Source organism: Aerococcus sanguinicola (assembly GCF_008726925.1).
Classification (GTDB): domain Bacteria; phylum Bacillota; class Bacilli; order Lactobacillales; family Aerococcaceae; genus Aerococcus.
Genome location: NZ_VYWO01000001.1, coordinates 716047 through 740032, shown reverse-complemented (window position 1 = coordinate 740032; position 23986 = coordinate 716047). Strand labels below are relative to the sequence as shown.

General features: G+C 44.4%; 24 protein-coding genes. 16 read left to right on the top strand and 8 right to left on the bottom strand.

Features of this window, described 5'->3' with window-relative positions; translation table 11 throughout:
• Positions 1-10: 10 nt before the first annotated feature.
• Positions 11-184: a plasmid mobilization protein gene (locus F6I03_RS09730; protein WP_168160476.1), complete on the bottom strand. Its 174-nt coding sequence runs from the start codon at positions 182-184 to the stop codon at positions 11-13.
• Positions 185-620: 436 nt separating this feature from the next.
• On the opposite strand from F6I03_RS09730, the gene F6I03_RS03530 reads away from it, so the two are divergent.
• Complete coding sequence (locus tag F6I03_RS03530) at positions 621-875, top strand: type II toxin-antitoxin system RelB/DinJ family antitoxin (protein WP_070431135.1); 255 nt, start codon at positions 621-623, stop codon at positions 873-875.
• 485 nt (positions 876-1360) lie between these two features.
• Here F6I03_RS03530 and F6I03_RS03525 read toward each other — a convergent pair whose 3' ends face one another.
• The 5 genes from F6I03_RS03525 to F6I03_RS03505 form a co-directional block, all read right to left on the bottom strand.
• Complete coding sequence (locus F6I03_RS03525) at positions 1361-1699, bottom strand: helix-turn-helix transcriptional regulator (protein ID WP_070626247.1); 339 nt, start codon at positions 1697-1699, stop codon at positions 1361-1363.
• Between the two features lie 253 nt (positions 1700-1952).
• Entirely contained in the window at positions 1953-2285 is a 333-nt protein-coding gene (locus tag F6I03_RS03520) for a hypothetical protein (protein WP_141737863.1), read from the bottom strand.
• A 28-nt stretch (positions 2286-2313) separates the two neighbouring features.
• Positions 2314-3561, bottom strand: coding sequence for an aminopeptidase (locus F6I03_RS03515; RefSeq protein ID WP_070431138.1), 1248 nt, complete (start codon positions 3559-3561; stop codon positions 2314-2316).
• Positions 3562-3575: 14 nt separating this feature from the next.
• A complete protein-coding gene (locus tag F6I03_RS03510; RefSeq protein WP_070431139.1) occupies positions 3576-4034 on the bottom strand; it encodes a flavodoxin in 459 nt (152 codons plus the stop codon).
• A gap of 159 nt (positions 4035-4193) precedes the next feature.
• On the bottom strand, positions 4194-4898 hold the full coding sequence (locus tag F6I03_RS03505) for a winged helix-turn-helix domain-containing protein (protein ID WP_070431140.1): 705 nt from the start codon (positions 4896-4898) through the stop codon (positions 4194-4196).
• A 307-nt stretch (positions 4899-5205) separates the two neighbouring features.
• Here F6I03_RS03505 and map point away from each other — a divergent pair, with 307 nt between their 5' ends.
• From map to coaD, 4 genes are all read left to right on the top strand, one after another.
• Positions 5206-6021, top strand: coding sequence for a type I methionyl aminopeptidase (map, locus tag F6I03_RS03500; RefSeq protein ID WP_070431141.1), 816 nt, complete (start codon positions 5206-5208; stop codon positions 6019-6021).
• Positions 6022-6263: 242 nt separating this feature from the next.
• Positions 6264-7718 (top strand): LCP family protein, encoded by a 1455-nt coding sequence (locus F6I03_RS03495; protein ID WP_070431142.1) that lies wholly within the window; start codon positions 6264-6266, stop codon positions 7716-7718.
• 14 nt (positions 7719-7732) lie between these two features.
• On the top strand, positions 7733-8650 hold the full coding sequence (gene rbsK, locus F6I03_RS03490) for a ribokinase (RefSeq protein WP_070431143.1): 918 nt from the start codon (positions 7733-7735) through the stop codon (positions 8648-8650).
• Positions 8651-8659: 9 nt separating this feature from the next.
• Positions 8660-9154, top strand: coding sequence for a pantetheine-phosphate adenylyltransferase (gene coaD, locus F6I03_RS03485; protein WP_070431144.1), 495 nt, complete (start codon positions 8660-8662; stop codon positions 9152-9154).
• A gap of 73 nt (positions 9155-9227) precedes the next feature.
• Here coaD and F6I03_RS03480 read toward each other — a convergent pair whose 3' ends face one another.
• A complete protein-coding gene (locus F6I03_RS03480) occupies positions 9228-9749 on the bottom strand; it encodes a PTS glucose transporter subunit IIA (RefSeq protein WP_070431145.1) in 522 nt (173 codons plus the stop codon).
• Positions 9750-9853: 104 nt separating this feature from the next.
• A complete protein-coding gene (locus F6I03_RS03475) occupies positions 9854-10489 on the bottom strand; it encodes a YigZ family protein (protein WP_070431146.1) in 636 nt (211 codons plus the stop codon).
• Between the two features lie 191 nt (positions 10490-10680).
• On the opposite strand from F6I03_RS03475, the gene F6I03_RS03470 reads away from it, so the two are divergent.
• From F6I03_RS03470 to uvrA, 11 genes are all read left to right on the top strand, one after another.
• A complete protein-coding gene (locus tag F6I03_RS03470) occupies positions 10681-12012 on the top strand; it encodes a DEAD/DEAH box helicase (protein ID WP_224788486.1) in 1332 nt (443 codons plus the stop codon).
• Positions 12005-12694 (top strand): ComF family protein, encoded by a 690-nt coding sequence (locus F6I03_RS03465; RefSeq protein ID WP_070431148.1) that lies wholly within the window; start codon positions 12005-12007, stop codon positions 12692-12694. Before F6I03_RS03470 ends, F6I03_RS03465 begins: the two co-directional genes overlap by 8 nt.
• A gap of 126 nt (positions 12695-12820) precedes the next feature.
• Positions 12821-13378, top strand: coding sequence for a ribosome hibernation-promoting factor, HPF/YfiA family (hpf, locus tag F6I03_RS03460; RefSeq protein ID WP_070431149.1), 558 nt, complete (start codon positions 12821-12823; stop codon positions 13376-13378).
• 171 nt (positions 13379-13549) lie between these two features.
• Positions 13550-14669 (top strand): peptide chain release factor 2 gene (prfB, locus tag F6I03_RS03455; RefSeq protein ID WP_150983064.1). Its coding sequence is split into 2 segments (ribosomal slippage): positions 13550-13621 and positions 13623-14669, totalling 1119 coding nucleotides; the frame shifts between segments, so codons are not numbered across the junction.
• Positions 14670-14694: 25 nt separating this feature from the next.
• Entirely contained in the window at positions 14695-15471 is a 777-nt protein-coding gene (locus tag F6I03_RS03450) for a response regulator transcription factor (RefSeq protein ID WP_070431150.1), read from the top strand.
• A complete protein-coding gene (gene pnpS / locus F6I03_RS03445; RefSeq protein ID WP_070431151.1) occupies positions 15468-17306 on the top strand; it encodes a two-component system histidine kinase PnpS in 1839 nt (612 codons plus the stop codon). The genes F6I03_RS03450 and pnpS overlap by 4 nt, the downstream gene beginning before the upstream one ends.
• A 174-nt stretch (positions 17307-17480) precedes the next feature.
• Entirely contained in the window at positions 17481-18377 is an 897-nt protein-coding gene (locus F6I03_RS03440; protein ID WP_070431152.1) for a substrate-binding domain-containing protein, read from the top strand.
• A gap of 96 nt (positions 18378-18473) precedes the next feature.
• Positions 18474-19352: a phosphate ABC transporter permease subunit PstC gene (gene pstC / locus F6I03_RS03435; RefSeq protein ID WP_070431153.1), complete on the top strand. Its 879-nt coding sequence runs from the start codon at positions 18474-18476 to the stop codon at positions 19350-19352.
• The gene (gene pstA / locus F6I03_RS03430; RefSeq protein WP_070431154.1) at positions 19352-20170 is read left to right on the top strand and encodes a phosphate ABC transporter permease PstA; all 819 of its coding nucleotides are present in this window, start codon (positions 19352-19354) and stop codon (positions 20168-20170) included. The genes pstC and pstA overlap by 1 nt, the downstream gene beginning before the upstream one ends.
• A 1-nt stretch (position 20171) precedes the next feature.
• Positions 20172-20963, top strand: coding sequence for a phosphate ABC transporter ATP-binding protein PstB (gene pstB, locus F6I03_RS03425; protein WP_070431155.1), 792 nt, complete (start codon positions 20172-20174; stop codon positions 20961-20963).
• 195 nt (positions 20964-21158) lie between these two features.
• On the top strand, positions 21159-23981 hold the full coding sequence (gene uvrA, locus F6I03_RS03420; RefSeq protein ID WP_150983063.1) for an excinuclease ABC subunit UvrA: 2823 nt from the start codon (positions 21159-21161) through the stop codon (positions 23979-23981).
• Positions 23982-23986: the final 5 nt, after the last annotated feature.

Below are 23986 nucleotides of genomic sequence, written 5' to 3'. Positions count from 1 at the left end.
ATCGATGGACTTACTTATCATTAGTAACCAGCGTCATTAAATAGTCGGTCATGCTCAAGCCGTTCTTTTTGGCCTGGTCTTGTATCAGCTGCTTTTCTTGTGCGGTAAGTCCTAGCTTTAAAGACTTATCACGCTTGCGACCAGTAGCGGGGCGACCTCTTGGGCGTTTCTTTTCTTGGGGCATTCTTGTCACTTCTTTCTTATCATGCTAAAATGAGCTTAAAGGCTAGGGCACTAGCTAAGCGCTAGCAGCCTAAAATGTTATGGTATTAAGTCTATTAACGTTTTTACTAGTTTAATGATGGCGGTCATTAATCTAACAATTCTTTACGATTAATAGGCTTTTTATATTTACTAGTCATAACATCCACTTCCTCCCCATTAAGCGATACCTGGAAGCGAATGCGTAAGCTGATTAAATCAAGTTATATTCATATTATGCGTGAACATACTTAATATATCAATACTTTTATTTTGCTTATTTATATAGTGCAATATTTTTATGCCTCTTATATATAGGCCCATCTCATCAGGAGGGACTAGCTTTAGTGTTGGTCCCTTTTTAAGTATTTACAACGTATATATAATAGTATACGATATATACAAAGGAGCTGATTGAAATGGCTAAGAAAGCGAGCATCATGGTACGAGTTGATGAAGATTTAAAGAAGAGTTGTCAAGAAATCTTTAAGGACCTAGGGCTTGATATGACTACCGCAATCACTATGTACTTAAAGAAAGTCAATGCGTGCCAAGGGATTCCTTTTGACCTTAAGCGTACCAGCATTCAAGAAGCTTTAGCAGAAGTTGAACGGGGAGAAGTTGAAAGCTTTGATAGTATAGAGGAGTTCAAAGAGTGGATGGAAAAAAATTAAGGGTCGAGTTATCAAGCAATTTTGTGCAAGCAAGAGGGGAAACTTACCATCAGCCAGGATGCTGTGCTAGTCGTCTTCTTCCCCATACGTGGGGTGATCCTCGTTTCCTCTGGTATATAGTTGTGTTTAAGCACTTTGTAAGTTGTCACATTGCTCTCTGCTATAAATTCGTCAAGTAAAAGTTTAGTAACAAATTCATCTTCTTCTCGTTCTGTTTTGGGGCGTTCATTAAAGTCTGTATGATAAAGCATAAAAATTTCTTCATGATATAATATAAAGCATGGAAAAGTTCATGAGCTATTCAAAAATATTTTCGTCTTGTGTATCGCAAGTCGTTATTTAAAATAATAATTTTTTTGCTGTTTACCTTTATACAAGTTCCGACAAAATCATCACTGATATCATCTGTCCAAGAAAAAGTGTGGCTTCTTTTTCTGCTATCTCACAAGGGTTATTTGTATTTAGTGACTAAACTAGATATTAAGCTATTTATTCCCACCTTCATCACCGCCAAGCAGCGATTCCACTATGCCTCCAAGAACTTTTAGGTCGTGGTCGCTTATTTCCTTGCCGCCATAGGTCATGTTGGCATTTTTAATTAGTCTTTTAAGATCAACCTTTTCTTCAATATTAGCTCCATTCAGGGTATCTAAAGATACACCAAAAAAGTTGGCAAGCTTTTTCTGATCATTAACACTTGGTTCGCTTCTGCCACTTTCCCAGCTCCAAATCGTTTGTTGTGTGACATTTACAGCCTTGCCTAGATCAGCTTGGGTCATTCTTCTGCTTTTTCTAAAATCTTTTATATTTGCACCAATTCTCATCTAAATCACCTCTTTTTTCTTTTATTATACTACTAAAAGTAGTTTAAAAGGGAAGTATTACGCAAATACTTCTTCCTGCGTAAGCGGGGGTGATCCCGCCCACTATGGAACCCTCGGGTGGAACTTGTCCTTCTTCCCGCTGCTGTTAACTCTTTATCACAAAGAATAAATTTAAAATAATGATCTAAATTAAGACAAGAAAAAAGCCAGGAAAATATGCTTCCTGGCTTCTTTTTATCGTGAAATATTCTCCTTAGGGGGCCTTGCCTTCCAGTGTGGAGATACGTTGTTCGAGTGAAGAGATTTCTTCATGCATCGTTGAAATTTCCTCGGTCATTTCATCAATAGTATTCGGGGGGACTTCGTCTTGTCTGGGATTACTTTCGATGACGAGCCAGGCGATAAAGAAGATGGCTGTCACTGCAAGGATGACGTAGATCCAATTGAGTTTGGGTGAGCCATGATCTAATTGTTCGAGCGCTTCGTCAACCGTTAGATTTTCCAGGCGTTTCCGCTCGCGTTCGCTAAGATTTTCTAAATCTTTTAAGCGATAATATAGTTTTTGTCGTTTCCCTTTTTTAGTCATTTTTGTCCATCCTTTTTGCTAGCGGTCATTACACTGAGAAGGCCCATTCACCTTGCTTAAAGATAGGAACCTCTTCGCCATTTGAGCGGATCCCGTAGATATCCATAGCGTCAGATCCAATCATGAAGTCGACGTGAACATTCGAGACGTTTAAACCAATCGCCTGTAGCTCTTCATCGGAGAGACCTTCCGTATTCTGAACGGTCGTGGGGTAAGCCGCACCGATGGCTAAGTGGTTGGAAGCATTCTCATCAAAGAGGGTATTGTAGAAGGTGAGATTGCTCAAAGAAATTGGTGAACGGTGGGGCACTAGGGCAACTTCTCCTAGGCCGCGAGCCCCATCATTATTTTGAACGAGGTCTTCGAGAATCTTTTGCCCTTGGTCAGCTGTAATTTGACTAATTTGTCCATCTTTGAAATGCACTTCGATACCTTTGATGGTGGTATTGGCATAGGACAAGGGTTTAGTTGAACGCACATAGCCCGACATCCGACGTGTATCGGGGGCCGTAAAGATTTCCTCCGTTGGCATATTGGCGATGAAGGTCTTGCCGTCTTGGCTCAAGCTTTCAGCGGACGTCCAAATATGGTTCTTTGGAAGACCTAAGTAAAGATCGGTTCCAGGGGTTAGATAATGAAGGCCGTCAAACTGTTGGTCATTCATATAGGCTGCCCGTTTTTCAAGGTTATCTTTGTGCTGGTCCCAAGCGGCTACCGGATCCTCTTCGTAGACCCGACAAGCTTTGAAGATTTCATGCCAGAGCGCATCCACGCAAGCTTCGCGATCATCTGCTAAATCAGGAAAGACGTGGCGAGCCCAACCATAGGAAGCAGCCGCCGCAACGCCCCATTTGATGGTATTCTTCATGGTGGCTTCCCGCCGTGTTTCAAAGGCTAAACTATTGGCTTTTTGGACGCGGTGGACTTTCTCATCGGGGATGTCATCTAGTAAATTGGGATCGCTAGAGATGATAGACAGGCGGCTAATTTTTTTATTTTCAATGAGATCTTTGTCGCGAGCAATTGTATACTCTTCAATTGTTGTTAAATTCTCACTCGCAACGTATTGGTAGTCCATCTTCTTTAGGTAGTCATCCTGCCAGGTGAAGTAGACACGCTTGGCTCCGGCTTCATAAGCATACTTGGCGAGCAAGCGGGCTAGGGGGGCCTGGTCGATATCAATATAGATCATCACATTCTCTTCAGCTTCTACTTGGATGCTTTTTTGGATGAGGAGTTGGGCATACTTGTCGAGTAGCTGATCAAAATTCTCCATAAGGGCCTCCTTTTTTAAGCGTTCATAGATTGGTAGGTTTCAAGACATTCAGCGGCAAGCTTTTCGATGGCTTGGATATCATCTTCTTCTGGGTTCAAGTCAACCTTAACGCTTTCGCCGCCGCGCTTTGCTCCTGTTTCGGCTAAGCGCTCGTCAAAATCAATGACAGACTGGCAGAATTTCTCATAGAAGAGGTCACCTGAACCTAGAGCAGCATAGACCTTGCCTGTTAAGTCCACCTCTTCTAAGTCGTCGTAAAGGTCAACAATTTCGTCAGGCAGGTCGCCATCTGTCCCGTAAGTGTAGGTAGCAACCACACAAATATCTGCATCTAGGAAGTCCTCGCCATAAGCGTCCGTGCATTCGACCATTTCACAGTCGACACCAAGGTCTTCGAAGGCAGCGGTCATGACATCAGCAATTTCTTCGGTGTTACCAGTTAAGCTGGCATAAATAATTAAGGCTTTAGGCATAAAATTTCCTCCATTACTCAATTAAAGCTTTCTCTTCTAAAGTATAACAAATTATCTCTCAGCCTGCGACTTCCAATGGTTAAGGAAGGAAAGGAATAAATAAGAGAGGCCGAATGGTCACAAGAGTGAGACATTCGGCCAGGCCGGAGTTAATTAAATTTAACGTAGGGCATAGGTACTGTGACTTTCGAAATCATTTTGGATGTCTTCGGGGAGCCAGTTCAAGGTAGAACGGACCAGCATCTCAGCAATCACTCGTGTATCATCAAAGCGATTGTGGGTCATCAGGAAGGAGATGTTTTCCACATACATGAGAATCCAAATTTGGGTGGAGAAGAAATCATTCTCCTCGGTGCCCAAACTTTCATTGACGGCAGCAATTAAAGCACGGCAGGCTTCGACGCATTCTTCTTCTAAGAAGTCGTGGTCACCTAATGAGGTCAAGGTTCTTAGGATTTCAAGTAAACCGTTGTAGAAGTTTTCACGATGATGGTCATCGAAAGCTTGCTTGAGCCCTTTTAATAACTGGTCACATTTGTCCTTAATAACAGAACCATCTGTTTGGTTCTTCACCATCCGGTCCAATAAGCGGAACCAGAGGATGAGGGCATAGCGACCTCTTAAGGCGATGATGCTCTCGTTAGTTGGCGCTTCTTTAACAAAATAACCGCGATAAGGACGTGTTTCAACAATTCCTTCTTCTTCCAGCACACTAAGAGCTGCCCGAATCGGACTCCTACTCATACTCAAGCGGTCAGATATATCCGCTTCAACAATGTGGTGGCCTGTCTTCCAATTATCACGTAGGATTTGGTCTTTAATATACAAATAGGCTACCTGCTCAAATTTCTGTGTTTTACCCATAGTGAATCACCCTTTGCCTTTTTGTCCTTTTTTTATTTAAGAATTATATATACCGTTCAATTTAATTTTGCGTGAATATCGCAAAAAAGTCAATTATTATGTTTTTTAAATCCTTTAATTATGCGAAAGTATTGATTCTAACAGCTTCCATAAGTACGATATTGTTTTTTATGGCTTTCGATACTATGGAGCTATGGAAGATAAATTTAGGTTATCCAAAAAATGTTGAAGTTGGGTCCTGTCAAAACTTGTATTTTCATGTATACTAGGAACAGTAGTAGAATGAAGAAAGGAAGTCAAATTTTTTATGATTACTTTGAAATCCGCACGTGAAATTGAAGCAATGGACCGGGCAGGGTCAATCATTGCGATGATTTTTGAAGAGCTAAGAGATGTTGTCAAACCTGGGATTACAACTGGAGAGATTGACCAGTATGTGGAACGTCGCATTCGTGAGGAAGGGGCAATTCCAGAAGAAGTTGGTTTCGAAGGCTATCCCTATGCAACTTGTACATCAACTAATGATGAAATTTGCCACGGCTTCCCTGACCGCAACCGGGTTTTGAAGGCGGGAGATATTTGCTCGGTCGATACGGTCCTATCCATCGATGGCTTCTTTACGGATTCTTGCACCACCTTTGCAGTGGGAGAAATTGATCCTGAGACCCAACGCTTACTCGATGTGACTAAGAAAGCCATGTATCTTGGAATTGAGCAGTGTGTCGCAGGTAACCGCATTGGTGATATTGGGGCGGCTATCCAAGAATATGTTGAAGCAGAAGGTTTCTCTGTGGTGCGTGAATTTGTCGGTCATGGTATCCAACCCACCATGCATGAAGAACCAGCCGTTCCCCATTATGGCACAGCTGGACGGGGGCTACGTCTGAAGAATGGGATGACCCTTACGGTGGAACCCATGGTCAATGTTGGGGCCTGGAAGTCAAAGATGGACGACAATGGCTGGACAGCACGTACTATTGATGGGAGTCTCTCTGCCCAATATGAACATACTTTAGCGATTACACCTGATGGTCCTAAGATTCTTACCATGCAATCTCCGGCTCCTGGTGAAGAGGCTTTAGGGCTTGATCAATTAAAGATCGATTACAATTATCCCAAATAAGTTTGCGATTATGAAGCAAGACTGGTGCAGAAGTGCCGGTCTTTTTTTACTCTTAGACTTCTCAAAAACTAAAGCTAGCCTGCTTGCTACTGTTAACCCATCGCTTTTAACTAGTAATGGTCAATAAGATAGCTTTCTTTCCTAGTTTAAGAAATGCTAAAATTTGGCTAGTATTTGCTGAGCTATGGTATAATTCATCTATATATTAGTGACAGTAATTAAGTTAAAGGAGATTCGAGCCCATGGATGAAGATAAGTATTTAGCGCGTCGTGAAAGGCGGCGGTCGAAAAGCTTAAAAAAGAAGCGGCCAGGCTGCCAACTTCTGCTAGCCCTATTGCTTATTCTGCTCTGCTTAGCGGGTTTTGGAGCCTATAAGTTCTACGGCAGCATCTCTCAGTTTACTAATAGTATCTATCAGCGGGTCGCTCGGGATAATATGCGGGAAGCGAGTGTCTCCTTGCGTAAGGGGGAGCCAGTCTCCATTCTCTTAGCAGGTATCGATAATGGAGCCCTCTTCTATGAAGATGTTCCGGATGGTCGCTCAGATGTTATGATGGTCATCACGATCGATCCCCAAAATAAAAGCTCCCAGCTCTTGAGTGTTCCGCGGGATGCTCTTGGGCCCATAGATCGTACGGATAACTTCGACAAACTTAATCATGCTTATATGGACCATGGCATCAAAGGCACGATTAATTCCTTGCAGCGCTACCTGGATGTGCCGATTGATTATTATGTTGAAGTTAATATGAAGGGCTTTATTGATATTATCGATGGGATGGGAGGAATTGAGATTACTCCCAACCAGACCTTTACTCAGAATGGCGCTAAGTTTGAAGAAGGGGTGACTCGAAACTTATCTGGTGAAGAAGCCATCCATTATGTTCGGATGCGTAAGGCTGATCCAGAAGGTGATATTGGCCGGGAGAAGCGTCAACAACAATTGGTCAAGGCTGTGATCGATAAGGTACTGACGCTCGATACGATTACGAATTTCAGAGAGATTATGGCAGCCCTAGGTAACAATCTCAAGACAGACCTGAGCTTAAATGATATGGTTGCCCTACAGAAGAATTACCTCCCAGCCCTAGCTTCTATTGAACGTTTGGTCTTTGAAGACCATCAAGACTTAAACTTAGACTTTGGCTATTATCTCTTGGTCCCTGAGGAAGAGCGCCGTGAGATGTCGAATAAGTTGCGGGCAAACCTAGGCTTAGGCCCTAGTCAAAAAGTTATCGTCTATCCCCCTAGCTATGGGGTGGTGAATCGCTACTTTAGAGTAATTGATGAGGACGGGGATGGTCAGATTACTGATGATGACCTCTTAACCTCTGCCAGCGACTATAGTATTGCTGATCTTAAAGAACGGATCCACAAGGCTTCCATGAAGCGGGGGATAAATTATTTTGAAGAGGTTTATATGGATGACGAGGGTGTGATGCAGCCTTCGCTCCTCTATACGCCTAAAGACCAGATGTTACTCCAAGCTAACCAGCTGAAACGCGCCAATCGTTTGGGCGGCTCCTTCGATACTTCAGAAGGAAATGAAAGCCAAGAGCTCTTAGATCCGAGCCAGGGGTTGGGGCCAAGTGAACAGGGTGCGAACACTTCGCCCGAGCCTTCGGGACTTGCAGAGCCGTCTTTAACACCAGCGGCAGATGGAGCAGCAGGTACAGGAACAGAGAATGCATATTAAGGAGGCCAGCAGTTATGATTGCAGTAATTGGAAGTTTATCAACAGACTTTGTCGTCGAGACGGATATTTTAGCTGACCGTGGTGAGACTGTAACAGGGCGTGGTTTTCATACGCTCTTTGGGGGGAAGGGAGCCAACCAAGCTGTTGCCGCAGCACGTCTAGGTGGACAGGTCACGATGTTCGGCTGTGTTGGAGACGATGTCTTCGGGGCGGAAATCCTGGCTAACCTAAAAAAAGAAAAAATTGATAGCCAGGCGGTTGAAATTATCCCTAATCAGAGCTCGGGTTCCGCTCACATTACGGTCTACCAGGCAGACAATGCGATTATTTATATTCCAGGTGCCAACCAAGAGGTAAGCGTTCCTTATCTCAAACGCCACCAAGAAGCGCTCTTGGCTGAGGATTTTTTTGTCATCCAAAATGAAATTCCAATCGAGAGTATCCAGTATTTGATTGACCTCGCCCAGGCCCATGGTAAGCAAGTGATTTATGACCCGGCACCAGCCATTGTTTTGGATGAAAGCTACGTGGAAAAATGTAGCTACCTGACCCCTAATGAGTTTGAGTTGAGCAATCTGTGTCCTAATGCTTCGATTGAAGAGGCGATCCAGCGTTATCCTGAGCGTCTATTAGTTACCCTGGGTAAGGATGGGGTGACCTATGCCGAGCAAACTGACCGGGCGATCCAGCATGTGCCAGCTTACTCTGTTGAAGCTGTGGATACGACAGGGGCAGGGGATACCTTCACTGGTGCCTTTGCCTATGCGCTTAGCAAAGACTTGCCCCTTAAAGAGGCGGTAGCCTTCGCAAATGGGGCAAGCGCTCTCTCGGTTCAAAAACTTGGCGCGCAGACAGGCATGCCAACTTGGGAAGAAGTCAAATCTAGTCCTTATTTCCAAGAGGATTGGATGGCTTATTTTGCAGAGAGTTAAGGAGGATTTATGAGCAAGAAAGCCTTATATGCAGGGAGCTTTGACCCCATTACGAGGGGGCATCTCGATATTATCCAACGGGGGGCTCGCTTATTTGACCAGGTCTATGTTGCTATTGCGAGCAATACGTCTAAGCAAGCCCTCTTCGGTCCCGAAGAGAAAGCAAGCTTAGTTGAAGAGGTGACGGCAGACTTGGCCAATGTCCAAGTGGTTCAGTTTACCAATGGACTGACGGTTGACTTGGCCCGCGAATTAGGAGCCACGGCCCTTCTAAGGGGAATTCGGAATAATACAGACTTTGAGTATGAAATGAATATGGCTGAGATTAATAAGCTACAAGCACCAGATATTGAGACGGTTATTCTCTTATCAGATGCGGCTTACCGTGCTTATTCCTCGAGTATGATTAAAGAGGTCGCAAGCTTTGGGGGAGAGATCGAGGCGGCGGTTCCCCAGGTCGTTGCCCAAGCCATGTCAGCTAAATACAAAGCAAATCGCCCATAGAAAAATGACTCCTGTTCAGCCTAGCTGGTTCAGGAGTCATTTTTATTGGGAATGATTACTAAGTTCAGTCGAATTAGTCGGCACTGATTTGCCCAACCACCTCATCATGTTTGACTTGGCCTTGGCTTGTAATCGTTAAGTTGGCAACATCTTGCATATTGGTACAGATGACGACGAAGGTATCATCCTTGCCAGCTTGGCGGATGGCTTCTAAGTCAACCTCGGTTAAGAGGTCACCTTGTGCAATGACTTGCCCTTCATGGACATGGTGTTCAAAGGGCTTACCTTCCAGCTCAACCGTATCGAAGCCCAGGTGGATTAGAAATTCGAGGCCGGATTCGGTTGTGATTCCCATCCCGTGCTCGGTTGGGAATATGGTCTTAATTTCCCCATTAATGGGGGCATAAACTTTGCCTTGGCTGGCTTTGAGTGCATAGCCATCGCCAAGCATTTTTTCTTGGAACATCGGATCACTGACATCCTCTAATTTGACCATCTCGCCGTCGGAAATGGCATAGAGTTCTTGCACATGGTCGTTATGGACTGTTTCTTTCGGATTTTCCTTATGCTTATTTCGTTTAAAGAAGTCAAACATCTGTACTCCGCCTTTCTATACTCTAAGTGTATTATAGCCCTTCTATGAATTGTTTCGCAACAGCAATCAATAAAAGAAGTCTTTCGTAAAAAATCACCCGGGTTCTAAGCTTCAACCGGAACATCGACATAAACCTTGTCCCCCAGTTCAAAGCTAGCCTGGCCGGAACTGAGATTGGTAATGGCCTCTTGGCAGGCCGTTACTTGGTCTTCTGCCACACCCAAGTGGTAACAAACATCGGCGAGATAGGTCGTATCTAATAATTGGTAGGGGCTGTTCTCAATCCAATGCTCCATGGGGCCTGTCAGTGGATAGTCTACTCGAACCGCAAGTTCTTGCTGGACTTGCCGTTCGACAATGCCAATAGCTTGTAGGGCTTCGCTGACGGCATGGCTATAAGCACGGACTAGCCCGCCAGCCCCTAGCTTAGTTCCGCCGAAATAACGGGTGACGATGACAATGATATTTTTTAGATCCATTTGCTTAAGGACTTCGAGCATCGGCACACCAGCCGTACCGCTGGGCTCACCATCGTCTAAGGCTCTTTGTATCTGATTATGTTCGCCAATCTGGAAGGCAACGCAATTGTGGGTGGCCTTCCAGTGTTTTTTATTAATTTCTTGGATGAAATCTTGGGCCTCTTCCTCGCTAAAGACTCTTTTAGCCTGGCAAATGAAGCGGGATTTTTTGATTTCAATCTCATGTTCTCCGGCTTGGCGTATGGTGCGATAAGCTAACATCGCATTCACCTCATTTCTATACTTACTTTCATTTTACGTGAATGCGAGCAAGAATTCGACTTTTTTCTCCTTTTTAGAAAGTTTATTTACTTTGACAAAAAAATTGATGAATTTTGAAGTTTTTCGTTTATATCTAAATAAGGAGGGAAAATGATGGAAGAAAATTTTTTGAAGGCCTGAGGGGGAGACTGGTGACGGCAGAAGAACTAGGTCTGACCCCTTCGCAAATTGAAAGTATAGACGGAATCCAATGCCTTAATGCGGTCACTGGTCAACCTGGCAACTTAAGCTGCCAGCGCTGCCAGAATAGAGACCAGCAGGGCTTTCATGTGAACCCATGCTTTAAACGAAATGACTGTTATTATTGCCTATCCTGCCTACAATTTGGCAAGCTGTCGTCTTGTGACATGCTCTATCATTTGCCTCGCAATCCGGCTAGGGACTTGCAAGCATCTGAAGTCCGCCTGGCCTGGCAAGGACAATTATCAAGCCAACAGGAAGAGGGAGCGCGGCGGATCCAGCAGAGTTTTGAAGAAAGAAGAGATTGTTTTATCTGGGCGGTCACAGGTGCGGGGAAGACGGAGATGTTGTTTCCTGCCCTGAAAAGTGCGATGGCTGGAGGCAAACGACTTGCTTTAGCTAGTCCTCGTCTGGATGTATGTAACGAACTTTATCCACGCCTACAAGCCGCCTTTCCCCAAATTGATATAGCCCTCCTGCACGGCCAGTCAGACCAGCCATTTCGTGATTGTCCGCTTACGATTTGTTCGACCCACCAACTGATTCGCTTTAAAGCATATTTTGATGGCATTATTATCGATGAAGTGGACGCATTTCCTTATGTAGATGATCGAATGTTACATTTGGCAGCGGACAGGGCCTTGGTGGCGGATGGCGTCCGTATCTTCCTTTCGGCAACTCCTAGTCGTCGACAGGAAGCAGCGATTCATAAGAAAGAAGTGGCGTCCTTCATCCTACCGGCGCGTTATCATCGCAAGCCTTTGCCCCTTCCCCATTACATATGGGTAGGCGATTGGCGGAAGCTTTTGGAACAAGGGCGTTTACCCCAACCACTCAGAAGATGGGTTGCCAAGCACTTACAAGACCAGCGACGCTTCCTCCTCTTTTTGCCCCATATTCCCTTAATGCTTGCTCTGGAGGAGATCCTTCATCAGACTTTTCACCAGGCGCGCTTAGCGAGTGTTTCAGCTAAGGATCCTGACCGCCCGGGCAAGGTCCAAGCCATGAGGGATGAGGCCTATGACTTCTTGCTGACAACAACAATCCTTGAGCGAGGGGTGACCTTCCCTGATATTGATGTTGCTGTGCTCGGCACAGAGGACAGGACCTTCACCCAGCAAGCCTTGGTGCAGATAAGTGGCCGGGTAGGGCGGAAGGCAGATGCAGCGACAGGCGAGGTTGTTTTCTTCCATCATGGAAAAACGAAAGCGAGCCAGTCTGCCATTCGACAGATTAGGCAGATGAACCGACTGGCTCATGAAAGGGGGTTGGTCGATGACTAAGTGCCTCTTATGTCAAGAAAGTATGCCTTCCTTATTCTCTATCGAAGACTTTGTTGCTTTTAAACCCATCAAAGAGCCTAGCTTATGCTCAAGCTGCTGGCAGGCCTTTGACTGGATTAAAGGAAAGACTTGCCAACAGTGTGGGCGTTCTATGGATATTCAGACGGATAACTACTGCAAGGACTGTCTAAAGTGGCAGGCCCAAGGTTGGCATTTCCATAACCATGCCCTCATGCACTATGATGATGCTTTTAAGGCTTGGCTCCACCAGTTTAAACGCTTGGGCGATGTCCGCCTAGCCCCTTCTTTCTACCAAGTGTTGCAAGACTTCCACAAAACGCAAGCAGGGGCGATTTGGCTGCCCCTGCCATCCAGTGAGGCAAATTACCGCAAGCGTGGCTTCCACCAAACGGAATGTATCTTAGAGGCTGTTGGCATACCCTATGCCCAAGCCTTCTTACCCAGTCAAGCAAAGGGAGCTAAGCAAGCGCTCAAAGGACGCCAAGCTCGGCTTCAAGCAGACCGGGGCATTCAGCTAGTTCCCGACTTCTCTTATGCTAAAGATCAATCCTTTATTCTCTTCGATGATGTTTATACGACTGGTGCTACGATGTATGCCTGCTACCAGGCGCTCAAACAAGCAGGCTATCAGAATTTATCGGGCTTTAGCCTGGCACGATAGATTGAACAAATTAAAATTCTAAGGCCTTTTCATTGAAAAAGAAAGCGTTATTTTTTATAATAAGATTAGAATAAAGAAAGCGAATGAGCTTTCGCCAGGAAACTGGTTAGAAAGGAATGAGTATTTATGTTTACTTATAATGTTAGAGGAGAAAATATTGAAATTACTCCGGCTATCCGTCAATATGCGGAAGATAAGATTAGTAAGCTAGAGAAATATTTCGATAATGATCCAGAGGCAACAGTATACGTGAATGCTAAGGTTTATCAAAACCATGATGCGAAAGCAGAAGTTACCATTCCTCTCCCACGGTTGACGCTACGTGCAGAAGTCACTTCACAAGACTTATATGGGAGCATCGATTTAGTGGTGGATAAACTAGAACGTCAAGTTCATAAGTATAAAACACGTATGAACCGCCGTTCGCGGGAAAAAGGACTCGGTGAAATCGCTGCTGACGAACAAAAACAAGGGAATAATGACCAGGACATTGAAATTGTTCGTCAAAAGACCTTCTCTGTTAAACCGATGTCTGCTGAGGAAGCGGTCCTACAAATGGACTTGCTAGGCCACAATTTCTTTATCTTTGAAAATGCTGAAACAGAAAGTTTCGCTTTGGTTTACAAACGTCATGATGGCAAGTATGGCTTGATTGATATTGAGGAAGAATTTACTCAAGAATAAAGAAGAAGCGATTAGGCATCATATGCACTTAAAGAGTCAGTTGCGAGCTGGCTCTTTTTCTTATGGCCAGGAAGTTGTAGAAAGAGGATTCAACTTGTGCTTGCTAAAAATTCCTTTATAATTAGAATTGAAAGCTTTTAGCTAATTTGTATAGAGAAAGTGTGGGATATAATGGAATTATATGAAATTCGTCACTTGCTTGATGAAAACCGCGATCAATTGGAGAGCTTCAGGGGGTCTCTTTGACTTAGAGAGTCTTAAAGAAACGATTGCTGAAAATGAAGAAAAAATGCTGGACCCGAGTTTTTGGGACGACTCAGACAAGGCCCAGGCATTAATTCAATCCAATAATCAAGCCAAGTCGATTTATCAAACTTTCCATGACCTAGAGACAGAGCTAGAAGAATTGGAAACCTTCTATGAATTAGTCAGTGAGGTTCCTGATGATCCAGACCTAGGAGCAGAAATGCAGGATAAGCTGCAAATTTTTAACCAAGAATTGGCTAAGTATGAACGGAATATGTTACTGAGTGGAGAGTATGATAAGTTCTCAGCTATTCTGGAAATTCACCCTGGTGCTGGAGGAACAGAGTCCCAGGACTGGGCGTCCATGCTAACGCGGATGTACGAACGTTGGGCTAGTCAGCATGGCTATAAAATTAATTACTTAGATTATCAAGCGGGAGATGAAGCGGGAATCAAGACTGTTTCCATGGAAATTCTTGGTCACAATGCCTATGGGCTTTTGAAGTCGGAACATGGTATTCATCGTTTAGTGAGAATTTCACCCTTTGACTCGAATAGTCGCCGCCATACGTCTTTTGCTTCAGTCGAAGTGATGCCGGAGATTGACCAGCAGACAGAGATTGAAATCAATCCAGATGATATTGAAATGGATGTCTTCCGGGCCTCAGGGGCTGGGGGTCAGCACGTTAACAAGACCTCGTCCGCTGTACGGCTCAGACACTTACCGACTGGCATTGTAGTGGCTTCGCAAGACCAACGTTCGCAGATACAGAACCGTGAAGTCGCTATGCGTATGCTCCAAGCTAAATTGGCCCGGATCCTAGAGGAAGAGAATGCTAAAGAATTGGATGAAATCCGTGGGGAAAAGTCTCAGATTGCTTGGGGCTCACAGATTCGGTCCTATGTTTTCCATCCCTACAATATGGTCAAGGACCATCGGACAAATTGTGAAACGGCTGATGTTGATGGTGTCATGGATGGAGCTATCGATTCCTTTATAGATGCCTACCTTAAGGCTCAGTTGGATAATGAAGTGACAGGTTAAGTGTGATGAAGATGGGGTGTAAGTAATGAAGAAGGTACTAATTGTTGATGATGAAGCGTCAATTCGTAAGTTATTGCAATTTAACTTGGAGAAGGAGGGCTATGAAGTCACCACAGCAGAAGATGGCAACCAAGGCTATGAATTAGGGAAGTCCAACCAGTTTGACCTAATTATTTTAGATATTATGTTGCCCGGCATTGATGGTATGGAAATCTGCCGACGACTGCGCCAAAAAAGTATCGAGACGGCTATCCTCATGTTGACAGCTAAGGACCAGGAATTAGAGAAAATTATCGGCCTGGAACTAGGGGCAGATGACTATATGACCAAACCCTTTAGTCCACGAGAAGTTTTGGCACGGATGAAGGCTATCTTGCGTCGGTCAACACGTCAGGCTGACCAAGAGGCGAAATCGCAAGCGGAGGCAGCCTCCTTACGCCAACAGGTGGCAGAGACAGCTTCTCCCGTCCAAGCAGATGATTTAGAAGAAGATGAACTCGTTAAGGTGGGGGATATTGTCATTAACACTGGTGATTTCTCTGTAACCGTTCGTGGTCAAGTGGTCGATATGACACCTAAAGAGTTTGACTTGCTTTACTATATGTCTAAACGGGTGAACCGTACTTTGTCACGGGAACAACTTTTACAAAAAATCTGGGATTTTGATTATCCGGTTGAGACACGGATCGTTGATGTGCATATCAGCCACTTGCGTGAAAAGATCGAGGAAGACACCAAAAAACCCCAGTATATTAAGACGGTTCGTGGCTTTGGCTACAAGTTTGAGGTGCCTAAGCCATGAGGCGGCTGACGGCACGTTTAACGGGCTTTTTTGCATTATTATTTATCCTTTACAGCTTTCTCTTTGCTTATAATGCCAACCTAGTCGTTGAACATGCTGTGGGGGAAGAGACCCAGGAACAGATGACGGAGACGGCAGCAACCCTGCGCAAGTCTTTTATGTCCTTGGATGAGGAGAATGTTCAAAACCGCGACCGTAAATGGGTAGGGATGATCAATAATCTGATTGGCGTTCTTAATCCAGCCGAGCGGATCATTATTTATGACATGGATAAGCAGGAATTGATTGCTATGGGGAATGCAGACCTGCCTGCTGCCCCCAAAGACAGCCAGGCCTTTGATCGGGCTTGGAAGAATACCACTGACTTTAAGACCCACGATAATAATTCAGAGGATAATACCATCTACCAGTACACTGAATTTATGCGCAATAGTAAGGGGGACCCTATTGCCTATATTCAAATCATCCGGGCAGTGTCTGACCTATCAGCAGCCCAGTCCCGTTTGATGGGGATTGCTTTTATCTGTTCGATACTGGCCATGACCGTCTTGCTAGCCCTGCTTTATTATTACTTTAAGCGCTTATCTAATCCTGTCCAAGCAATCACGCAGATTGTTGATGACCTTTCCCACAATGATTACCAGAGCCGCTATGCGAGTAAGGGAATCGAGGAATTCGATGAAATCGGCCGTAAAATTAATGGCTTGGCGGAGAACTTAGAGACACAACAGGGCCAGATTTTAACCCAGCAGAAACGCTTGAACCAGTTGATTGATTATCTGATTGTCGGGGTGCTCTTGATCGATGACCAACAACGCATCCAAGTGAGCAATTCTGCCTTCTTTACGATACTGGGTATCGATTCGGATGATATCCAGGGCCAGCGCTACGATAATATCCTCCACGGTTACCGACTCAAACAGATGATTGAGAATTGTTTCCAAGAAAAAAATAATTACAATGATGAAGTCTATTTGTACTATCCCAAAGAAGTTATTTTGGATGTGAATGTCATCTACATAGAAGAATCGCCGGCTGGTCCCGATACAGGCAGTCAGGTGATTGTCTTAATTTATGATATTACGGAGATTCGACGCTTGGAGAAGGTGCGGACAGATTTTATCTCGAACGCTTCGCATGAGCTAAAGACGCCCATCACTTCCATCCAAGGTTTTGCTGAAACGCTTCTGGATGGAGCCTTGGAAGATCCAGACCTAGCTCAAGAATTTGTTGGCATCATTGCTTCTGAAAGTAACCGACTAACATCATTGATTTCAGATATTTTAGACCTTTCTAAGATTGAACAGGACCAGATTGGTCATAAAATTGAAAGCATTGATTTAGAAGTCTTAGCCAATGGGGCAGTGGTCCAAGCTGAAGAACTCGCTCTGAAGAAGGGCATCTCCCTTCATACTGTTAATCTTAGAGAGGAGCCTATTATCTTTAATAGTGAGCCGGGACGGATTGATCAAATTTTAACGAATCTAGTTAATAATGGGATCAAATACACGAATCCGGGCGGTGATGTCTGGGTTATTTTAGATGTGATGGAAGCGGAAGGCTATGTTCACATTAGTGTTAAAGATAATGGTGTAGGGATTCCACGTGAAGATTTACCTCGGATTTTTGAACGCTTTTACCGGGTGAGTAAGGACCGGTCGACCAACTCCGGGGGGACGGGCTTAGGCTTGTCTATCGTTCGTAACTTGGTAACGAGTATGAACGGGAAGATCCATGTTGAGAGTCAATATGGTCAAGGATCCTGTTTCAATGTTTACTTGCCGATGCTTGAATTGGAAGATACGGATGATGGCATTGAAATACTAGAAGAATAGTTTTTAAATTTTTGTAAAGGGCATCTTTACAAAAAATTTACAAAACTTTAACAATACTCGGTGATTTTTAGCCCAAACTATACAATAAATTTACAATTAACGTGTATGATTAAAGTATAGCAAAAAAATATTAATCCAAATGAACTCTGAGAGTTTAGGAAGGACGGTTAATTCATGGTAGAAATGAAGAAATTTTCGAAGTTGATTACTGTATTAGGGAGTGCAGCACTTTTAGCTGCATGTGGCAACTCAGCTAGCGACAGCGGCAATTCTGAAGCTGATGCTGGCGGTGCTTCAGGTGCTCCTGAAGGTTTAATCCAAGTGATCAGCCGGGAAGAAGGTTCTGGTACTCGCGATGCCTTTGTTGAAATCACAGGTGTTAAAGAAGGCGACAACGATAACACGACGGATATGGCAGATATCCAAAACTCAACAGATGGCGTGATGACTGCTGTAGCCGGCGACCCAGCAGCTATTGGTTACATTTCTTTAGGGTCATTAAACGATACCGTTAAGGCTTTAAATGTAAACGGGGTTGAACCAACTGAAGAAAATGTTGCTTCTGGTGACTATGCCATTGCTCGTCCATTTAACATTGTTCATAAGGGCGACTTAGAAGGCGCAGCTCAAGACTTCCATGATTTTATCTTCTCTAAGGAAGGTCAAGACATCGTTTTAGCTGAAGGTTATGTTCCAGTGAAGAGCGATGCTGAAGCTTATGCTGGGGACGGTTCTGCTGAAGGGAATATCAATATCTCTGGCTCTACCTCTGTTGGCCCAGTAATGGAAAAATTAAAAGAAGAATACGAAAAATTAAATCCTGGCGTAACCATTAACATTACTCAAAATGGTTCTGGTGCAGGGGTACAGGCTGCACAAGAAGGAACTGCTGATATCGGTATGGCTTCACGTGAACTTAAAGAAGATGAAACTGATGTTGAAGCAGAAGCAATTGCCCAAGACGGGATTGCTGTCATTGTAAACAAGGAAAATGGTTTAGAAGATATCAGCTTAGACAGTGTTAAGGGTATCTTTGTCGGTGAAATTACAGACTGGTCAGAAGTTAAATAGTGACCGAGCTTTAGAAGAGAGGAGGACAGCTACTATTAAACGCTAGTAGCTGTTTTCCAATGTTTATGAGACTTGTATATTTTAGAGGAGAAAGCAATGAATCAAAATAATACACTTGAAGTTGTAATGAAGTGGATTTTCTTCATTTGCGCTTTGCTGTCTATCTTTGCTTTAGCAGCAATTTGCTACTTCATTTTTGCACGCAGTATCCCTTTCTTAGCGGATTATGGCCTGGGAAGCTTTCTGTTTGGTGATAGCTGGAAACCAACGAATGATATCTATGGGATTGCCCCAATGCTGGTTGGCTCTCTTTATGTCACTTGTTTAGCTATTTTATTTGGTGTTCCTACAGGGATTTTTACAGCGGTTTTCATGGCCTTCTATTGTCCTGACAAATTGCATAAAATCTTAAAACCTGGAGTTAACTTGATGGCCGGGATTCCATCGATTGTCTACGGTTACTTCGGTCTTGTGGTTTTAGTTCCGATTATCCGGAAGACAGTCCGTTCAATGGGCATTCCTTCCAGTGGGATGAGTGTATTTACTGCTGGCTTAGTATTAGGTATTATGATCTTGCCAACGGTTATTACCATGTCTGAATCCTCCTTGCGTGCGGTTCCTAAATCTTACTATCAAGCTTCTGTTGGTTTAGGGGCAACACACGATCGTACGGCCTACCGCATCATGGTACCGGCTGCCCGCTCAGGAATTCTCGCTTCAGTTATTATGGGGATTGGTCGGGCTGTTGGTGAAACTATGGCCGTTATCATGGTAGCTGGGAACGCGGCTGTTTTCCCCAAAGGACTCTTCCAAGGGACGCGGACGATGACAGCTAACATTATGTTGGAGATGGCCTATGCATCAGGTGACCACCGGAGTGCCCTGATTGCAACGGGTGCTGTGCTCTTTGTTATCGTCTTAATGATCAACGGGATCTTGGCAGTCGTGAAGCGTAAAGGAGGCGTACAAAGCTAATGGATAAAGCATTAAAGTACCTGACCTATTTCTTTACTATTATAACTTTTGCTTGGTTAATCTATATTGTTGGCTACGTATTAATTAATGGGATCCCTCACTTATCAGCTGATCTCTTTGCCTTGGAATATACAACCGATAATGTGTCGATGATGCCAGCTATTATCACTACAATCTACGTGATTCTAGGCGCTCTGCTGATTTCAGTCCCATTGGGCGTTTTTGCTGGATTCTACTTGATTGAATATGCAGGGAAGAATAACAAGTGGGTAGAAGCTATTCGTGTAGCAAGCGATACCTTATCTGGGGTTCCTTCTATTGTTTATGGTCTCTTTGGTATGTTAGCCTTTGTAATTGCTGCTGGCTTCCAATATTCTCTAATTGCCGGTATCTTGACGATGTCAATCATGGTTCTACCCTTAATTATTCGGAACACCGAAGAGGGTCTGATGTCTGTTAGCGACAAGATGCGGGAAGGGAGCTACGGCCTTGGTGCTGGTAAATTGCGGACCATCTTTAGGATTGTTTTACCAGTGGCTATGCCGGGTATCCTATCTGGGATTATCTTAGCCATCGGGCGGATTGTCGGGGAAACGGCTGCTCTAATGTACACCTTAGGGTCAGCGACCAACTTACCAGACAGCTTGTTTGCCTCTGGTCGGACACTCGCCTTGCACATGTACATTCTATCAACTGAAGGCTTGCACCGTGACCAAGCCATGGCAACAGGTGTTGTCTTACTATTATTTGTATTAATTATTAATGGATTATCGACTTGGTTATCCAATAAATTAGGAGCTCAAGGGGGACAAAAGTAAAATGGCAGAAGAACACAAAGTAACAATGACTGCTCGGAATATGAGCCTATTTTATGGCAATTTCCAAGCTTTAGAAGACATCGATATGGATATTTATGAAAATCAGGTAACTGCCTTGATTGGACCATCAGGTTCAGGGAAATCCACTTTCTTAAAGAGTTTAAATCGAATGAATGATTTAATTGAAGGCTGTAAAATTACAGGTGAAATTGCCCTAGATGGTAAAGATATCTATGCAAAAGATGTTAATGTTAACCACTTGAGAAAGCGGGTCGGCATGGTTTTCCAACAACCTAACCCCTTCCCTATGAGCATTTATGATAATGTGGCTTACGGACCACGAACTCATGGTACTAAGGATAAAGAAGAACTCGACGAAATTGTTGAAACTTCTCTTAAGGGAGCTGCCATCTGGGACGAAGTTAAAGATGACCTCAATAAATCTGGTTTGGCCATCTCTGGTGGTCAGCAGCAACGGGTGTGTATCGCACGTGCCCTTGCCGTTAAACCTGAAATTCTCTTGATGGACGAACCAACTTCAGCCTTGGACCCTATTTCAACGCTTAAGATTGAAGAGCTTGTTCAAGAATTAAAAGAAAAGTATACCATTGTCATTGTAACCCACAACATGCAACAAGCAGCCCGAGTTTCTGATTATACTGCTTTCTTCTATGCAGACCCTGATCGTGCACCTGGCCATTCACGGATTATTGAATTCGGTCCAACCGAACAAATCTTTAATAATCCAAACAATGAACAGACTGCAGACTATGTGGCAGGACGTTTTGGTTAATCAAGCTAACATATATTTAGCTCGCCGGATCCTAGGTCCGGCTTTTTTTATTGCGAATGATTTGAGAATTCGAATAAAAAGCTTTAGAATGGGGCCTGGAGTATAATAATAGTTAATCGAGCAAATCCATGCTATAATTAATCAGAACACTTGTTTGTATTTGTAAATAATTTCTTAAAGAAAGAGTGACAGTCTGTGAGAGATGAAATAGTGGTTCGTGGGGCACGTTCTCACAATTTAAAAAATATTGATGTTGAAATTCCACGCAATGAAATGGTCGTTGTAACAGGCTTATCCGGTTCAGGGAAGTCTTCTTTAGCTTTCGATACCCTTTATGCGGAGGGACAGCGTCGCTATATTGAGAGTTTATCCGCCTTTGCCCGGCAATTCTTAGGGAATTCCCGCAAGGCAGATGTCGATAGTATTGATGGCTTGAGTCCTGCCATATCCATCGATCAGAAGACAACCAACCGTAACCCGCGGTCGACAGTAGGGACGATTACGGAAGTTAACGACTACCTGCGCTTGCTCTATGCCCGTGTCGGCCAGCCAATTTGCCCCAATGATGGGACACCGATTGCTAGCCAGTCCATCGATCAGATGATCGAACGGGCAGAGGCCCTCGAGGAAAGAACCCGTGTTCAAGTCATGGCGCCGGTCGTTTATGGCAAGAAAGGCCAGCATAAGCGTCTACTTGAAAAGATTCAGCAGCAGGGTTATGTTCGGGTTCAAATTGATGGCGAACTTTATGATATTGACGACTTGCCAGAACTGAATAAGAACCAAAAACATAATATTAATATTGTAGTTGACCGCCTGGTGATTAAAGAAGGCATCCGGACACGCTTGGCGGATTCTTTGGAGAATGCCCTGCGTTTAACGGATGGTTATGCGCTTTTGGATATCATTGATGGGGAAGAAATTCTTTTCTCTGAGCACTATGCTTGCTCCTTGTGTGGCTTCACGGTAGGTGAACTTGAGCCCCGCCTCTTCTCCTTCAATGCCCCCTACGGACGGTGTGAAGTTTGTGATGGTCTGGGGCAAAAGCTTGTAGTTGACTTGGACTTGCTTATTCCAGATCCTGATAAGAGTTTAGAAGAAGGCGCTCTGCAAGCTTGGAATTCTAATTGGTCTGGTTATTACCCAACCCTCTTGAAGCAAGCCGCTCAGGCCTTTGATATTCCTACAGATAAGCCGTTCAAGGACCTAAGTGAAGACCAGCAGAATTTATTGCTTTATGGTTCTGGGGATGAGACCTTCCATTTCCACTATGTTAATGACTTCGGTAAGGTCCAAGACAAAGACATGGCCTTTGAAGGAGTAGCTCATAATGTCAGCCGGCGCTACCATAACAGCACATCTAATATGGTGCGCGATAATATGCGGCAATATCTCGCTGAATTACCTTGTGATAAATGCCATGGCAAACGCTTAAATGAACGAGCACTTTGTGTCAAAGTGGAAGGTGAAGATATTGCTGATGTGACGGCTATGCCAATTGAAAAAACTATCCAATTCTTTAGCCAGCTCCATTTGGGTGAACAAGATAGTGAAATTGCCGCTCCTATTCTTGAAGAATTAAGGTCTCGGCTCGGCTTCCTGCAAGAAGTTGGTCTAGACTATTTGACCCTGGATCGGTCAGCAGGCACCTTATCAGGAGGGGAGGCCCAACGCATTCGTTTAGCCACCCAGATTGGCTCGAACTTATCGGGTATCATGTATGTTCTGGATGAGCCGTCGATTGGCCTCCACCAAAGAGATAATGACCGTCTAATTCGGTCTTTGCAGCGGATGCGCGACTTAGGGAATACTCTTATTGTGGTGGAACATGATGAAGAGACCATGTTAGCAGCGGACTATCTCATTGATATGGGCCCCGGTGCTGGCGAACACGGGGGCGAAGTGGTTGCTAGTGGAAGCCCTGAAGAAGTTGCTCAAAATCCTGCTTCCCTGACTGGACGCTATTTGAGTGGAGACCTCACGATTGAGCTCCCTAAAGAACGCCGGCAGGAGGACAAGGGTTGGTTGGAAATTAAAGGGGCGAAGCAAAATAACCTGAAAGGGATTGATGTGCGCCTACCAATCGGCCGTTTGGATGTTGTTACCGGTGTTTCGGGATCAGGTAAGAGCTCATTGATCAACGAAGTGCTTAAGAAAACCCTAGCTCGAGATTTAAACCGAGCCCAGATTCATCCCGGTAAAGCTGATAGTGTCTCTGGCTATGAAGGTCTGGATAAGATCATTGATATCGACCAGAGCCCAATTGGTCGGACACCCCGGTCAAACCCAGCCACCTATACGTCAGTTTTTGACGATATCCGTGAATTATTTGCTCAAACGAACGAGGCTAAGATTCGTGGCTACAGCAAAGGGCGCTTTTCTTTCAATGTGAAGGGGGGGCGCTGCGAAGCTTGTAAGGGCGACGGTATCCTCAAGGTAGAAATGCATTTTCTGCCGGATGTTTATGTGCCTTGTGAGCTCTGCAAGGGAACGCGCTACAATGCAGAAACCTTGGAAGTGACCTACAAAGGGAAAAATATTGCTGAAGTCTTAGATATGCGGGCTGAAGAAGCCTTAGACTTCTTTAGTGCTGTTCCTAAGATTAAGCGCAAGTTGCAGACCATGGTAGATGTGGGCTTGGGCTATGTCAGCCTAGGCCAACCTGCCCCTTCACTCTCTGGAGGTGAGGCTCAACGGATGAAATTAGCCAGTGAACTTCAACGAGTGGCTACAGGTAAGACGGTTTATATCTTGGATGAGCCGACAACAGGCTTGCACAGCCACGATATTAAGCGCCTCTTGGAAGTTCTCCAACGCCTAGTCGATGCGGGCAATACCGTGATTATTATTGAACATAATCTGGATGTGATTAAGACCGCTGACTATATTGTCGACCTTGGGCCAGAAGGGGGCGAGAAGGGTGGCCAACTCGTCGCTTGTGGAACGCCGGAAGAAGTGGCCCAGGTGGAGGCTTCCTATACCGGTCAATATTTGAAAAAATTATTGGAAAAAGAATAAGCAGC